The following is a 14,272-nucleotide window of genomic DNA, read 5'->3' on the forward strand; positions in this document are numbered from 1 at the left end:
TCAGTGCCCGGCGAACTGCAGGCTGGTGGCCTGCAGTTCGCCGGGCTTGACGGGCAGGGGGTCGACGAGCAGTCGCTCGCCGTAGATGTCGGTGACCGCGATGGCGCCGCCGCAGCCGGCCCCCTTCTCGGACAGGAAGTAGTTGTACTCGGTGCGGCCGAGCGCCTGCCACTTCCCACCCACCTGGACTTCCAGCCTTGCCACCGGATTGCGGTGGTCGACGACCTGGATGCCGCACCACCACTGGCTGGAGCCGGTCTTGTAGCGCACGGAGATGTTCTTCGTCAGCGGCGGGCTCACCAGCGTCCAGGTGATCGGGATCTCGCCCGTGACGGGCGGCGCCAGCATGGCGAACGCCTCCGCGCTCAGATCGAGCTGCCCCACCCGGCACGGCGCCGGGCACAGGTTGGTGATTCGCACCGTGATGCTCTTGCCGTTGTTCGCGCGCACGAGGACGTAGGCGCCGCAGGCCTGTGAGTTCTCGTAGTCGGACCAGTTCATCGCGGCGGTCAGCGGATCGGGGCCGGGGTCGTACGAGCACGCGCCGCCGCCGTCGGAGTCGTAGAACGTCGCCACGCCGGTGCGCTGAGTCCCCGGCTTGATCTTCCCGGCCAGCGGGGTGCCGGCGGGCGTGGACGGGGCCGTGGTGGTCGTGGTTGTGGTCGTGGGTGCCGATGTCGCGCTCGGCATCGACGTCGCCTCTCCCACCGAGGGTGGACTGGTCGTCACGGCGGCGGCGACGGCATCACCCGGGATGCCTTGCGGATCGCGCAACGCGATCGCGCCGGCTCCGGCCACCACGAGCAACGCGAGCACTGCGGCCAGCGGCCACCTTCTTGACAACTCAACCCCTGGACAAGACAAGACGTTGACAACGACCGGCGCATCCTAGTCGTAAGACTCCGCATCATCGAGCCGGGCTTTCGGCTCGTGGCAACGAAATCTCGTTCTTTTCCGAATATTTCCCGCGTGCTTCGGAAGCGTGGCAAGGGGCCAATCTGCTATCTGGGAGCGTTCCCAGGATTCCACTCGAAGGGAGCAGTAAGAGGGGCTGGTGGACGAATGGTTGTTGCACTGAACCGCCCAAAGTGCTGGGACCAAAGGGGTAGCGGTGACTACACCGGTCCCCGGTTGGCCGATATGACCCACGTTACAGTGCCGTGAACTCTGGGAGCGCTCCCAGTTGTCGAGAGGGTGGCGGCATGACTCGACGAACAACGGCACTGATGGCTGCGGCGGTGATGGCGGCCGGCGGGGTACCCGCGATGGCGGCACCGGCTGCGGTTGCCTGCACCGTCAGCTATCAGGTCACCAACGAGTGGAACAACGGATTCGGCGCCAGCGTGTCGATCCGCAACGACGGCGACGCGCTGAACGGCTGGAACCTCACCTGGACGTTCCCTGACGGGCAACGCGTCACCCAGGGCTGGAACGGCAACTTCTCCCAGACCGGGGCCGTGGTCACCGTGACCAACCCCGACTGGGCACGCACGATCCCGGCCGGTGGTTCGGCACAGGTCGGTTTCAACGGCAGCAAGGGTGCGACCAACCGGCCACCGACGGACTTCGCGGTGAACGGCGTGGCGTGCACCGGTCCCAACAAGGCGCCCACGGTCGCGCTCACCGCGCCGACCGGGGGCAGCACCTACACCCTGCCGGCGCAGATCCCGCTGGCGGCGACCGCGCAGGACGACGGCACGGTGGCGAAGGTCGACTTCTACGCCGGTGACCAGTTGATCGCGACCGACACCAGCGCGCCGTACACCGGCACGTGGACGTCACCGACACCGGGCGATCACCCCATCACCGCGCGGGCGACCGACGACCGCGGGCTGGTGGGCAGTTCGGCGCCGGCGATGGTCAAGGTCCTCGCGGGACCCGCGGTGCTGGCATCACCGAGCACGGTCTCGGTCAAGCAGGGGCAGACGGCCACGTTCGACGTCTCCCTGGCCACGGCGCCGAGCCAGCCGGTCACCGTCACGATCGCGGGCACCGGCAGTGCGGATCTGACGGCGACGCCGACGACGCTCACCTTCTCCGGTACGGCGAAGCAGACGGTGACGGTGCGGTCGGCGAACAACGGCGGCGAGCTCGCGACCGCGACGTTCACCGCGTCGGCGCCGGGGCACAGCCCGGCGACCGTCACGGTCAAGGAGATCGACCCGTCCACTTCGGACTTCAACAAGGCGTTCCTCGACCAGTACAACAAGATCAAGGATCCGGCGAGCGGCTACTTCCGCAAGTTCGGCGACCTGCTCGTGCCGTACCACTCGGTGGAGACGCTGATGGTGGAGGCACCCGACCACGGTCACCAGACGACGTCGGAGGCGTTCAGCTACTACCTGTGGCTGGAAGCGAGCTACGGTCGCGTGTCCGGTGACTGGGCGCCGTTCAAGTCCGCGTGGGCCTCGATGGAGAAGTTCATCATCCCGGCGAAGGCCGACCAGCCGACGAACGACTCGTACAACGCGTCGAAGCCGGCGACCTACGCTCCCGAGCACCCGCGCATGGACCGCTACCCGGCGGTGCTGGACAGCAGCATCCCGGTCGGCTCCGACCCGATCGCGGCCGAGCTGAAGGCCGCGTACGGCAACTCGGACATCTACGGCATGCACTGGTTGATCGACGTCGACAACACCTACGGTTTCGGCCGCTGCGGCGACGGCACCACGGCACCGTCGTACATCAACACCTATCAGCGCGGGTCGTCGGAGTCGGTGTGGGAGACCATCCCGCAGCCGTCCTGCGACACGTTCAAGCACGGTGGCCCGAACGGCTTCCTGGACCTGTTCACCAAGGACGCCTCCTACGCCAAGCAGTGGAAGTACACCAACGCGCCGGACGCGGACGCCCGCGCGGTGCAGGTGGCGCTGCTCGCGCAGGAATGGGCGAACGCGCAGGGCAAGGGAGCCCAGATCGCGCCCGAGATCGGCAAGGCCGCGAAGATGGGCGACTACCTGCGGTACGCCATGTTCGACAAGTACTTCAAGCGCATCGGCAACTGCTCCAGCCCCAGCTCCTGCCCCGGCGGAACCGGCAAGAGCAGCGCGCACTACCTGATGTCCTGGTACTACGCCTGGGGTGGCGCGTACGACACCTCGGCCGGCTGGGCGTGGCGCATCGGTGACGGTGCCTCGCACCAGGGCTACCAGAACCCGTTGGCAGCACACGCTCTCGCCAACGTGCCCGCGCTCAAGCCGTTGTCCGCCACCGGGCAGCAGGACTGGGCGACGAGCCTGAACAGGCAGCTCGAGATGCTGCAGTGGCTGCAGTCGGCCGACGGCGGCATCGCCGGTGGCGTCACGAACAGCTGGGAAGGCCAGTACGCCGCGCCTCCCGCGGGCACGCCGACGTTCTACGGCATGTACTACGACGCCCACCCCGTGTGGCGCGATCCGCCGTCGAACCGCTGGTTCGGTTTCCAGGTGTGGGGTCTCGAGCGCACGGCGGCGTTGTACAGGCTGACCGGTGACGCCCGTGCCAAGAAGATCCTCGACAAGTGGGTGCCGTGGGCGATCGCGAACACCACCACCGGTACCAACTTCCAGATCCCCGCGGACATGGAGTGGACCGGCGCGCCCGACACGTGGAACGCCACCAACCCCGGCGCGAACGCGAACCTGCGGGTCCGCGTGCTCAACCGCAACCAGGACGTCGGCATCGCCGCGTCGCTGGCCAAGGTGCTGCTGAACTACGCGGCGAGGTCGGGCCACGCGGCGGCGAAGACCACCGGCGAAGGGCTGCTGACGTCGTTGCTGGCGCATCAGGACAGCCTCGGCATCGCCACGCCGGAGACGCGCGCGGACTACAACCGGTTCGACGACGTCTACAACGCGTCGAACGGTGAGGGTCCGTACGTGCCGCCGGGCTGGACCGGGAAGATGCCGAACGGCGACCAGATCGGCCAGGGCTCGTCGTTCCTGTCCATGCGGTCGATGTTCCGCAACGACCCGCAGTGGCCGAAGGTCCAGTCCTATCTGGACGGTGGGCCCGCACCGACGTTCACCTACCACCGGTTCTGGGCCCAGGCGGAGATCGCCACCGCCTTCGCCCTGCACGCCGAGATCTTCGGGTGAGGAGTACCGAGATGAGAAAACCAATCGCACTCCTGGCGATCGCCGCGGCGGTCGGCGCGCTCCTCGTGCAGACCAGTGCCCCCGCGCTCGCGCACGGTTCGATGGTCTGGCCCGGTAGCCGCACGTACCTGTGCTACCAGGACGGCCGCGCGGGCAGCGGCGGCGGCGACCTGCAACCGACCAACCCGGCGTGCGTCGCCGCGGTGGCCCAGGGCGGGAAGCAGCCGCTGTGGGACTGGTACGGCAACCTGATCAGCAACGCGGCCGGCCGGCACCGGGAGATCATCCCCGACGGCGACCTGTGCGGCCCGACCACGAAGTACGACGCCTACAACCAGCCGCGGGCCGACTGGCCGGTGACCCAGCTGACGGCGAACGCCACCGTCACGTTGCGGTACAACGCGTGGGCGCCGCACCCCGGCACGTGGGAGCAGTACGTCACCAAGGACGGCTTCGACGTCACGAAGCCGCTCAAGTGGTCGGACCTGGAACCGGTGCCGTTCGACAAGATCACCAACCCGCCGCTGGGCAACGGCGAGTACAGCTGGCAGGCCAGGCTGCCCAACAAGTCGGGCCGGCACATCATCTACTCGCTCTGGCAGCGCTCGGACAGCCCCGAGGCGTTCTACAGCTGCTCGGACGTCGTGTTCGGCGGTGGCGTGCCGGACACCCAGCCGCCCACCGCTCCGGGCACGCCGGTCGCGTCCTCGGTCACCGGCAGCTCCGTGCGGCTGGACTGGCCGGCGTCGTCGGACAACTTCGGTGTGACGGAGTACAAGGTCTACCGCGGTGACCAGGTCGTGGCGACGTCGGCCACCAACTCGGCGACGGTCAGGGGACTGAGCTCGAACACCGAGTACACCTTCCGCGTCGTCGCGACCGACTCGGCGGGCAACGCCTCGCCGTCGTCGGCGGGCGTCACGGTGCGCACCGGCAGTGGTCCCGGCGCCTGCACGGTGACCTACACCAAGCCGAGCACCTGGAACGGTGGCTTCACGGCCAACGTGAAGATCGCCAACGGCAGCTCGGAGGCCGTGCGCGCGTGGGAGCTCGTCTGGGACTTCCCTGCCGGGCAGCGGTTGTCCCAGGCGTGGTCGTCGACGGTCACCGTCGCCGACGGGAAGGCCACGGCCAAGGGCGCGTCGTGGAACGCCGACATCGCCGCGGGCGGCACCGCGGAGTTCGGGTTCAACGCGACGACGACAGGGGCGGTGACGGACCCGGTGGGCTTCACGCTCAACGGTGTCTCCTGCGCCATCCCGTGATGAGGGTCCTCCTCGCCCTCTTCGTGGCCGGTTCGGTCGTGTGCGCCGTCTTGGTCGCACGCGCCGGACCGGCCCCGGACCCGGCCAAAGGCGTCGACGGGATCGCCGCCTGGCTGAACCAGGTCACCGGGGAATGCACCGACGTGCGCAAGGGCGAGGACTTCGCCGAGTTCGCGGGTCCGGTGCGGGCGAAGGTCTACGGGCCGTACATCGCGGAGTGGGGCACGTGCGTCAAACCGCCCTACGAACGACTGGGGCTGCTGGTGCTCCGGCCGGGACTCGAGGAGGGCTGGCGTGCGGCGCAGGCCCGCGGCGAGGTCAGGGGCGACCCGGACCTCGTGTTCGGTGACGGTTTCGCGATCACCGGCTCGACCGGCATGGAGCACCTCGGCCTGAAGAGACTCGAGTGCACGCCCACCGCGTGCTCGCTCATTCCGATCAAACACCATTGAGAGACAGGAGATCCGGAGCAATGAGGCTCAACGGACAGAGGCGGTGGGCCGCGGCGGGTGTCGTGGTCGCCACCGCCGTCGCGACGTTCGGGGTGGCGCTCAGCGCACCCGCGGGCGCCGCACCTGGCTGCCGTGTCGACTACACGGCGAACAACTGGGGCGGCGGCGGGTTCGGCGGCAAGGTGAAGATCACCAACCTGGGTGACGCCATGTCGAGCTGGACGCTGAAGTTCACCTTCCCCGGCACGCAGCGCGTGACCCAGGGCTGGAGCGCGAACTGGTCGCAGTCCGGTGCGAACGTGACGGCGACGAGCATGTCCTGGAACGGGAACCTCGGCACCGGTGCGTCGACCGAGATCGGTTTCAACGGCAGCTACTCCGGCACCAACACCGACCCGGCGTCGTTCTCGCTCAACGGCACGGTGTGCACGGGCGTGCAGCCGCCGACGAGCACGACCACCACCACCACCACCACCACCACGAGCGGCAACCCCAACCCGGGCACCCGCGTCGACAACCCCTACGTCGGCGCGAAGCAGTACATCAACCCGGACTGGTCGGCGAAGGCGGCCGCCGAGCCCGGTGGCAGCAGGGTCGCGAACCAGCCGACCGGTGTGTGGATGGACCGCATCGCGGCGATCACCGGCACGGTCGACTCCCGTGGCCTGGTCGGGCATCTGGACGAGGCGGTGCGCCAGGCGGCGGGCTCACCACTCGTGATCCAGCTCGTGATCTACAACCTGCCTGGGCGCGACTGCTCGGCACTCGCGTCGAACGGTGAGCTCAAGCCTCACGAGATCGACCGCTACAAGGCCGAGTACATCGACCCGATCGCGGCGATCCTCGCCAGGCCCGCGTACAAGGACCTGCGGATCGTCACCACGGTGGAGATCGACTCGTTGCCGAACCTGATCACCAACGTGTCGCCGCGCCCGACCGCCGTCGAGGCGTGTGACGTGATGAAGGCCAACGGCAACTACGTCACCGGTGTCGGTTACGCGCTCGCGAAGCTGGGCGCGGTCCCGAACGTCTACAACTACCTCGACATCGGCCACCACGGCTGGATCGGCTGGGACGACAACTTCGGCCCGACGGCCGAGCTGCTGTACCAGGCGGCCAACGCGTCCGGTAGCACGAAGGCGAACGTGCACGGGTTCATCGCCAACACCGCGAACTACGGTGCGCTGAAGGAGCAGCACTTCTCGATCAACGACTCCGTGGACGGCAAGTCGGTGCGCGAGTCGAAGTGGGTGGACTGGAACAGGTACGTCGACGAGCTGTCCTACGCGCAGGCGTTCCGGCAGCGCGCCGTGCAGGCGGGCTTCGACGCGAACGTCGGCATGCTGATCGACACCAGCCGAAACGGCTGGGGCGGTGCGGCCCGGCCGACCGGCCCCGGCCCGCGGACGAGCGTGGACGCCTACGTCAACGGTGGCAGGTTCGACCGGCGCATCCACCTCGGCAACTGGTGCAACCAGTCGGGTGCCGGGCTCGGCGAGCGGCCCAAGGCCGCTCCGGAGACGGGCATCGACGCGTACGTGTGGATGAAGCCGCCGGGCGAGTCCGACGGTGCCAGCAAGGAGATCCCGAACAACGAGGGCAAGGGCGCCGACAAGATGTGCGACCCGACGTACACCGGCAACATCCGCAACGGCAACAACATGTCGGGTGCGCTGCCGGACGCTCCGTTGTCCGGCAAGTGGTTCTCCGCGCAGTTCCAGGAGCTCATGCGCAACGCCTACCCGGCGCTGTGACGACCGAGCTGCTGTGAGGACAGGACTGCTGTGAACCGGTTCCCGCGCGAATTCCGTTCGCGCGGGAACCGCCCGCCGCCGTCGCGGCCGCACCCGCGACGGCGGCGCCTGGCAGTCGCACCGCACGACCCCCTGTGAAAGGTCACGCGCAATGTCCGAAGCCGCGATCGTCCACGCGCCCACCGCAACGGCTCGCCGGGACCTCGGCGTGTCCGCGGACGCGTTCCCGCTCGGCGCGGTGCAGCTGCTGCCCGGACCGTTCCAGGACAACACCTCCCACACGCACGCCCGGCTGAGGTTCCTCGACCCGGACCGGCTGCTGCACACCTTCCGCCGCAACGTCGGGCTGCCCTCCGAAGTCGTCCCCTGCGGGGGATGGGAGGCGCCGGCCAGTGAACTGCGCGGCCACTCGACCGGGCACGTGCTGACCGCGCTGGCGCAGGCGTTCGCGACCACCGGGGACCTCGCGTTCTCGGTCAGGGCGCACTACCTCGTCGAGCAGCTCGCGCTGTGCCAGGACCGGGCCAGGATCGCCGGGTACAGCACGGGTTACCTCTCGGCCTTCCCGGAGGGCTTCATCGGCAGGGTGGAGGCGCGAGAACCGGTTCGTGCGCCCTACTACACCCTGCACAAGATCATGGCAGGTCTTCTCGACGTGCACCTGCTCGTGGGCGGCACGCGCGCGTTGACCGTGCTCACGCGGATGGCGGCGTGGCTGGGATGGCGGGTCGGCAGGTTGTCGGCCACCCACCGGCAGAACGTGCTGGCCACCGAGTTCGGCGGGATGAACGAGGTGCTCGCGAACCTCTACCAGGTCACCGGCGACCCCGCGCATCTCACGACCGCGCGGTACTTCGACCACGCCGAGGTGTTCGACCCGCTCGCACGGGGCGGCGACGCGCTGGACGGCCACCACGCGCACACGCAGATCCCCAAGGCGCTCGGCGCGATCCGCGTGTACCACGCCACCGGCGAGACCCGCTACCGCGACATCGCCGCGAACCTGTGGAAGATCGTCGCTGAGCTGCCGGGTGACACGTGCCAGTGCGACACCTACAACCTGCTGAAGCTGACCCGGCAGCTGTTCCGCACCGACCCCGGCCAGACGAGGTACTTCGACCACTACGAGAAGGCGCTCCACCACCTGCTGGGCGGAATCAGCACGTACGGCAACGGCTACGACGACTTCACCTGCTGCCACGGCACCGGCATCGAGACCAGCACCAAGTACGGCGACAGCATCTACTTCCACGCCGGGAACGTCCTGTACGTCAACCTGTTCGTCCCGTCCGTGCTCCACTGGGCCGGCCGGGGCGTCTGGGTGCGCCAGGACACCACCTTCCCGGAGTCCGCCGGCACCAGGCTGACGATCACCGGCTCCGGCTGGATCGACCTGCGCGTGCGCGTCCCGTCCCGGGCGGCGGGCGCGGTGTTGCGGGTCAACGGCGTGGCGGAGAAGCCGGTCATCCCTGGGACTTACGCACGCGTGGACCGCCATTGGGTGAGCGGTGACGTCGTCGACCTGAGTCCGGAAACGTTGCACGACGAGCAGTTGGAGTGAAAGGAGGCGGTGTGGTCACCATCGCGGAGGTCGCGCGGCACGCGGGTGTTGCCCCCAGCACGGTTTCCTACGTGCTCACGGGCAAGCGGTCGATCTCGGCGGACACCAAGTCCAGGGTCCGGGAGAGCATCAGGTCACTCGGCTACCAGCCGCACGTGCACACCAGAGGGCTCGGCATCACGAGGACGAACGTCATCGGCCTGGTGCTGCCGCTGCGGGCGGGCACCTACGTGCCCGCGGTGATGCGGTTCGTCACCGCCGCCGTCACGACCGCGCGCAGATATGACATGGATCTGCTGCTGATGACCGCGGACGACGGCCTGCCTGCACTGCGCAGGGCCGCGAACAGCGCCCTGGTCGACGGTTTTCTGGTGCTGGACGTGGAGAAGGAGGACGCCAGGTTGCCGCTGCTGCGGCAGCTTTCCATCCCGTCCGTCCTCATCGGGCGGCCGGCGGCTGCGCGCGGCCTCACCTGCGTGGACCTCGACTTCGAGGCGGCGGGCGCGAAGTGCGTCGAGCACCTCGCGGATCTCGGTCACCGGTCCATCGGGTTCCTCGGCGCCCCGAGCGCGGTCTACCGGCGCACCACCGGCTTCGCCCACCGGGCGATGACCGGCTTCAGCGCGGCCGCGATGCGCCGGGGTGTCGCGGCGACGGCGCTGTCGGTCGAGGAGGACCACGACTCGGTGCTCAGAGCCACCGAGGTGCTGGTTCGCGCGCACCCGTCGATGACGGCGCTGGTGGTGCACAACGAGGCGGCGCTCGGCGGGATCACAGCGTGCCTGCGCGCGGCGGGACGGCACGTGCCCGGCGACATCGCCGTGGTCGCGATCTGCCCCGACGAGCTCGCAGAGCGGATGTCGCCGCCGCTCACCTCGGTGCGGCTGCCGGCGGAGGAGCTCGGCAGACACGCGGTGGAGCTCCTGGTCGCCAAGCTCGACGGCAGGCAACCACCACCGCTGGTGCTGCTGCCGCCCAAGCTGTCGCGGCGCGCGAGCACCCCGGATCCGGTCGATCACGCGCCGGCCGCGGTAAGGCAGTAGGTGGTGCGGGCGGTGGGGATCGCCGCCCGCACCACCCCGTCAGGCCTTCGCCCAGCGCTGGTCGGCACCGCCCGAACAGGTCGCCACCGTCACCGGGGCGTTGTTGCCGGTGCCGGTCGAGTTGAGGCAGAGTCCCGTTTGGACGCTGGTGATCGTGCCGTTGCTCGTGACGTTCCAGCTCTGGTTGGCGCCGCCGTGGCAGTCCCAGATCTGGACTCTGGCGCCGGAGCCCGCGTTGTTGGGCGCGTCCAGGCACTTGCCCGACACCCTCAGGGTCTGGCCGTTCTGGGTGAACTGCTGGTTTGCGTTGGTGTGGCAGTCCCACGTGATCAGCTGCGTGCCGTTGGCCGTGCCCGCGCCGACGACGTCCAGGCAACGCCCGGAGGCTTCGCCGCGCAGGCGGAACGTGGCCGGGTCAGGAGGCGTCGTGGTGGTGGTCGGACCCGGGTCGCTGGTGAACTGGCTGATGAACTTCCACGCCTCGCCGGAGGTCCAGGTTCGCCAGCCCTCGCCGCCGCCGTCGATCGGGCCTGGTGTGTGTCCGCCGTCGAACGCGGCCCAGACGACGGGATAGCCGGCTCGGCACCCGCTGTAGGCGGTGACGATGTGCGTGCGGCTGCCAGCGCTCGGTTCGCGCGGGTTCTGGGCCGTGCAGCCGTTGTTGCGCACGAACCTGTCACGGAGTCCGCGGCCGAGGCCGATGTTGAGCACGTTGTCGCTGATGCCGTGGATGCCGAGGTAGGCGATGGGCTGGTTGCCGCCGCTGCATCCGCTGAGTTCCGCGCCCGCGTAGACGACGACCGCGCGGAAGACGTTGGCGCGTGCACAGGCGATCGCGTACGACATGCCGCCGCCATAGCTGAACCCACCGGCGTAGCGCTGCGTGGTGTCGAGGCACAGGCCCGCGTCGAGCCGCCGGAGGATGTCGTCGACGAAGGTGAGGTCCTGCCCGCCGGGGTTGGCCCAGCCGTTGCCGTTGCCCTGCGGTGCGACGAAGATCGTGCCGTTGCCCGCGGCGTCGGACAGTCGCCGCAGCCCGTAGTACGACCAGTTGTAACCGTCGGACCCGCCGGAGTCGACGTCGTTCGCGGTGCCTCCACGCCAGTGGAAGCCGACGAACAACCGGTACTGACGGTTGGGATCGTAGTTGGGCGGCAGCCTCAGGATGAACGAGCGGTTCTGGCCGCCGCTGCTGATGGTGTGCTGTCCGCTGTTCAGGGCGGGTGGCTTGCCGCATCCGGCAGTCGCCGCGGTCGTGCCGACATGACCGTCGGGGGTCGTGCCGCCGAGCGCGATGCCCGCCGCGCCGAGGGCCACCACGGCGCCGGCGGCGATCATCGCGATCACGGTTCTAGGCCTGATCATGGCACCGCCCCTTGTGCTGGTGGAACATCGTTGTCCCTTCCGTCCGTCACGGTGGTCGCGGTGGGAACCGCTTCGCCGCGAGCGGGTGATGGCGGCCGCGCGACCGCCATCACCCGATCTCCTGCTAGGCCTTCGCCCAGCGCTGGTTGGCGCCGCCCGAGCAGGTGGCCACGGTGACGGCCGCGCCGTTGGCGGTGCCGCCGGAGCTCAGGCACAGTCCTGTTTGGACGCTGGTGATCGTGCCGTTGCTCGTGACGTTCCAGCTCTGGTTGGTGCCGCCGTGGCAGTCCCAGATCTGGACCCTGGCGCCGGAGCCCGCGTTGTTGGGCGCGTCCAGGCACTTGCCCATCACCTGCAGGGCCTGCCCGTTCTGGGTGAACTGCTGGTTGGCGTTGGTGTGGCAGTCCCAGGTGATCATCTGGGTGCCGTTGGCGGTGCCGGCTCCGTTGACGTCGAGGCAACGGCCGGAGGCCTCACCGCGCAGCCGGAACGTGGTCGGCGTGGGCGGCGTGTCGCCGGTGAAGAACTTCCAGACCTCGTTCTTCACCCAGCTGCGGGCACCGCTCTCACAGCCGGCGCACCCGTCGACCGGTCCCTGCTGGTGTCCGCCGTCGAAGGGCGCCCAGACCACCGGGTAGCCGGTGCGGCAGCCCGAGTAGTGGGTGGTGATGTGGGTGTTGCTGCCCCGAGCGGGCTCGGGTGCGTTCTGCGGGGTGCAGCCGTTGTTGCGGACCCATCGGTCGCGCTGGCCGCGGCCGGAGCCGATGTTGTCGCTGATGCCGTGGATGCCCATGTAGGCGACCGGTGCGGTGCCGCCGGAGCACCCGCTGATCTCACCCGGCGAGGCGATGGCCGCGATGGCGCGGAGCATCGTCGGCCGGGAGCACGCGAGCGAGATGCTCATCGCGCCGCCGTAGCTGAAGCCGAGCGAGAAGCGCTGCGCCGGGTCGACGCAGAGGTCGCCCTCGATCCGGCTGATCATGTCGTCGAAGAACCGGACGTCCTCACCGCCGGAGTTGGCCCAGGCGTTGTTGAGGCCCTGCGGCGCGACGAAGATCGCCGAGTTGTTCGACAGCGCTTTCAGGCCGTAGTGGGCGTAGATCGCGCCGTCGCTGCCGCCGCCGGCGACCTGCTGGGCGGTACCGCCCCACCAGTGGAAGCCGAAGATCAGCCGGTAGCGGCGGTTGGGGTCGTAGTTGTCCGGAACGCTCAAGATGAACTGCCGGGACTTGCCGCTGCTCTGGATCGTGTGAGTGCCGCTGCGCAGCGTGGGTGCCTGGCCGCAGGCAGCCGCCACCGGATCGGAGTTCGCGGCAGGGGGAGGTTGCGCGCCGGCGACACCGGCGCCGCTGAACACCAGGGTGGCGGCGGCCGCAGCGACCAGCCACCGCATCCGGCGGGAAACGTTGTTCTGTTGCATGGAGTTCCGCACTCTCTGTCAGGAGGAGATGGCGCAGGTCTTGCCGTTGAGGGAGAAGGAGGCCGGTGCCGAGCTGTCGCCGGTGTGGGTGGCCTGGAAGCCGATCTCGATCGACGCGTTCGGCGCGATGGTGCCGTTGTAGGCCGCGTTTCTGGCGGTCACCTCGCCCGAGGTGGGGGAGTAGGTGGCACTCCAGCCGGACGTGATGTTCTGGCCTCCTGGCAGGGTGAAGACCAGTGACCATCCGTTGATCGGTGTGGTGCCGGTGTTCGTGATGGTGAGGTACGAGATCAGGCCGGTGTTCCACGGATTGATCCTGGCGCCGACGCGGCACTCCGTGTCACCAGGCGGATTCGTGGTGGTAGTGGTCGTCGTCGTGGTGCTCGTAGGGCCGCCGCCGCCCCCGAACTGAGTGATGAACTTCCACGCCTCGCCGGAGGTCCAGGTTCGCCACCCGTCGCCGCCGCCGTCGATCGGGCCTGGTGTGTGTCCGCCGTCGAACGCGGCCCACACCACCGGATAGCCGGCTCGGCACCCGCTGTAGGCGGTGACGATGTGCGTGCGGCTGCCAGCGCTCGGTTCGCGCGGGTTCTGGGCCGTACAACCGTTGTTGCGCACGAACCGGTCGCGCAGCGCCCGGCCCTGGCTGATGTTGAGCACGTTGTCGCTGATGCCGTGGATGCCCAGGTAGGCGATAGGATCGTTGCCACCGCTGCATCCGCTGAGCTGTGCACCCGCGTAGACGACGACCGCGCGGAACACGTTGGCGCGTGCACAGGCGATCGCGTACGACATGCCGCCGCCGTAGCTGAACCCACCGGCGTAGCGCTGCGTCGTGTCGATGCACAGGCCCGCGTCGAGCCGCCGGAGGATGTCGTCGACGAAGGTGATGTCCTGCCCGCCGGGGTTGGCCCAGCCGTTGCCGTTGCCCTGCGGTGCGACGAAGATCGTGCCGTTGCCCGCGGCGTCGGAGAGCCGTCGCAGCCCGTAGTACGACCAGTTGTAACCGTCGGACCCGCCGGAGTCGACGTCGTTCGCGGTGCCTCCGCGCCAGTGGAAGCCGACGAACAACCGGTACTGACGGTTCGGGTCGTAGTTCGGTGGCAGCCTCAGGATGAACGAGCGGTTCTGGCCGCCGCTGCTGATGGTGTGCTGTCCGCTCGCCAGTGCGGGCGGTTTGCCACACCCCGCCGTGGCCGCCGCCGTGCCGACGTGGTCCGGAGTCGTGCCGCCGAGCGCGATGCCCGCCGCGCCGAGCAGGACGACGGCACTGACGGCGGCGGCCGCGACCGCCGACCTATGCCGGGACATGGCCTGATGCCTTGTGCTTGTGGAA

General features: G+C 69.2%; 10 protein-coding genes. 6 read left to right on the top strand and 4 right to left on the bottom strand.

The annotated features are described in order from the left end of the window. Nucleotides 1–843 carry an expansin EXLX1 family cellulose-binding protein gene (locus C8D87_RS16495; protein WP_170166448.1) on the bottom strand — a complete coding sequence of 281 codons (843 nt, stop codon included), beginning with the start codon at nucleotides 841–843 and terminating at the stop codon, nucleotides 1–3. 359 nt (nucleotides 844–1,202) lie between these two features. On the opposite strand from C8D87_RS16495, the gene C8D87_RS16500 reads away from it, so the two are divergent. The 6 genes from C8D87_RS16500 (at nucleotide 1,203) to C8D87_RS16525 (ending at nucleotide 10,151) form a co-directional block, all read left to right on the top strand. Continuing rightward, nucleotides 1,203–4,076 carry a glycoside hydrolase family 48 protein gene (locus C8D87_RS16500; RefSeq protein ID WP_215732334.1) on the top strand — a complete coding sequence of 958 codons (2,874 nt, stop codon included), beginning with the start codon at nucleotides 1,203–1,205 and terminating at the stop codon, nucleotides 4,074–4,076. A gap of 11 nt (nucleotides 4,077–4,087) precedes the next feature. After that, entirely contained in the window at nucleotides 4,088–5,341 is a 1,254-nt protein-coding gene (locus C8D87_RS16505) for a lytic polysaccharide monooxygenase (RefSeq protein WP_215732335.1), read from the top strand. Further along, nucleotides 5,341–5,793 carry a hypothetical protein gene (locus C8D87_RS16510; RefSeq protein WP_112227316.1) on the top strand — a complete coding sequence of 151 codons (453 nt, stop codon included), beginning with the start codon at nucleotides 5,341–5,343 and terminating at the stop codon, nucleotides 5,791–5,793. Before C8D87_RS16505 ends, C8D87_RS16510 begins: the two co-directional genes overlap by 1 nt. A 20-nt stretch (nucleotides 5,794–5,813) precedes the next feature. Continuing rightward, the gene (locus C8D87_RS16515; RefSeq protein WP_112227317.1) at nucleotides 5,814–7,547 is read left to right on the top strand and encodes a glycoside hydrolase family 6 protein; all 1,734 of its coding nucleotides are present in this window, start codon (nucleotides 5,814–5,816) and stop codon (nucleotides 7,545–7,547) included. Nucleotides 7,548–7,698: 151 nt separating this feature from the next. Continuing rightward, entirely contained in the window at nucleotides 7,699–9,108 is a 1,410-nt protein-coding gene (locus C8D87_RS16520; RefSeq protein WP_112227318.1) for a beta-L-arabinofuranosidase domain-containing protein, read from the top strand. Between the two features lie 11 nt (nucleotides 9,109–9,119). Beyond that, entirely contained in the window at nucleotides 9,120–10,151 is a 1,032-nt protein-coding gene (locus C8D87_RS16525; RefSeq protein WP_112227319.1) for a LacI family DNA-binding transcriptional regulator, read from the top strand. 39 nt (nucleotides 10,152–10,190) lie between these two features. Here C8D87_RS16525 and C8D87_RS16530 read toward each other — a convergent pair whose 3' ends face one another. The 3 genes from C8D87_RS16530 to C8D87_RS16540 form a co-directional block, all read right to left on the bottom strand. Next, on the bottom strand, nucleotides 10,191–11,516 hold the full coding sequence (locus C8D87_RS16530) for a ricin-type beta-trefoil lectin domain protein (RefSeq protein ID WP_112227320.1): 1,326 nt from the start codon (nucleotides 11,514–11,516) through the stop codon (nucleotides 10,191–10,193). A gap of 124 nt (nucleotides 11,517–11,640) precedes the next feature. Beyond that, nucleotides 11,641–12,936, bottom strand: a complete 1,296-nt coding sequence (locus tag C8D87_RS16535) for a ricin-type beta-trefoil lectin domain protein (RefSeq protein WP_233442130.1) — start codon at nucleotides 12,934–12,936, stop codon at nucleotides 11,641–11,643. Nucleotides 12,937–12,954: 18 nt separating this feature from the next. Further along, nucleotides 12,955–14,247 carry a CE1 family esterase gene (locus tag C8D87_RS16540; protein WP_112227321.1) on the bottom strand — a complete coding sequence of 431 codons (1,293 nt, stop codon included), beginning with the start codon at nucleotides 14,245–14,247 and terminating at the stop codon, nucleotides 12,955–12,957. Nucleotides 14,248–14,272 lie beyond the last annotated feature (25 nt).

Origin of the sequence: Lentzea atacamensis (assembly GCF_003269295.1) — a bacterium.
GTDB lineage: Bacteria > Actinomycetota > Actinomycetes > Mycobacteriales > Pseudonocardiaceae > Lentzea > Lentzea atacamensis.

What these genes read in the sequence shown, in the direction of transcription:
- C8D87_RS16500 (WP_215732334.1), top strand. Translation starts at nt 1,203, where the DNA reads ATGACTCGACGAACAACGGCACTGATGGCTGCGGCGGTGATGGCGGCC.
- C8D87_RS16505 (WP_215732335.1), top strand. Translation starts at nt 4,088, where the DNA reads ATGAGAAAACCAATCGCACTCCTGGCGATCGCCGCGGCGGTCGGCGCG.
- C8D87_RS16510 (WP_112227316.1), top strand. Translation starts at nt 5,341, where the DNA reads ATGAGGGTCCTCCTCGCCCTCTTCGTGGCCGGTTCGGTCGTGTGCGCC.
- C8D87_RS16515 (WP_112227317.1), top strand. Translation starts at nt 5,814, where the DNA reads ATGAGGCTCAACGGACAGAGGCGGTGGGCCGCGGCGGGTGTCGTGGTC.
- C8D87_RS16520 (WP_112227318.1), top strand. Translation starts at nt 7,699, where the DNA reads ATGTCCGAAGCCGCGATCGTCCACGCGCCCACCGCAACGGCTCGCCGG.
- C8D87_RS16530 (WP_112227320.1), bottom strand. Translation starts at nt 11,516, where the DNA reads ATGATCAGGCCTAGAACCGTGATCGCGATGATCGCCGCCGGCGCCGTG.
- C8D87_RS16535 (WP_233442130.1), bottom strand. Translation starts at nt 12,936, where the DNA reads ATGCAACAGAACAACGTTTCCCGCCGGATGCGGTGGCTGGTCGCTGCG.
- C8D87_RS16540 (WP_112227321.1), bottom strand. Translation starts at nt 14,247, where the DNA reads ATGTCCCGGCATAGGTCGGCGGTCGCGGCCGCCGCCGTCAGTGCCGTC.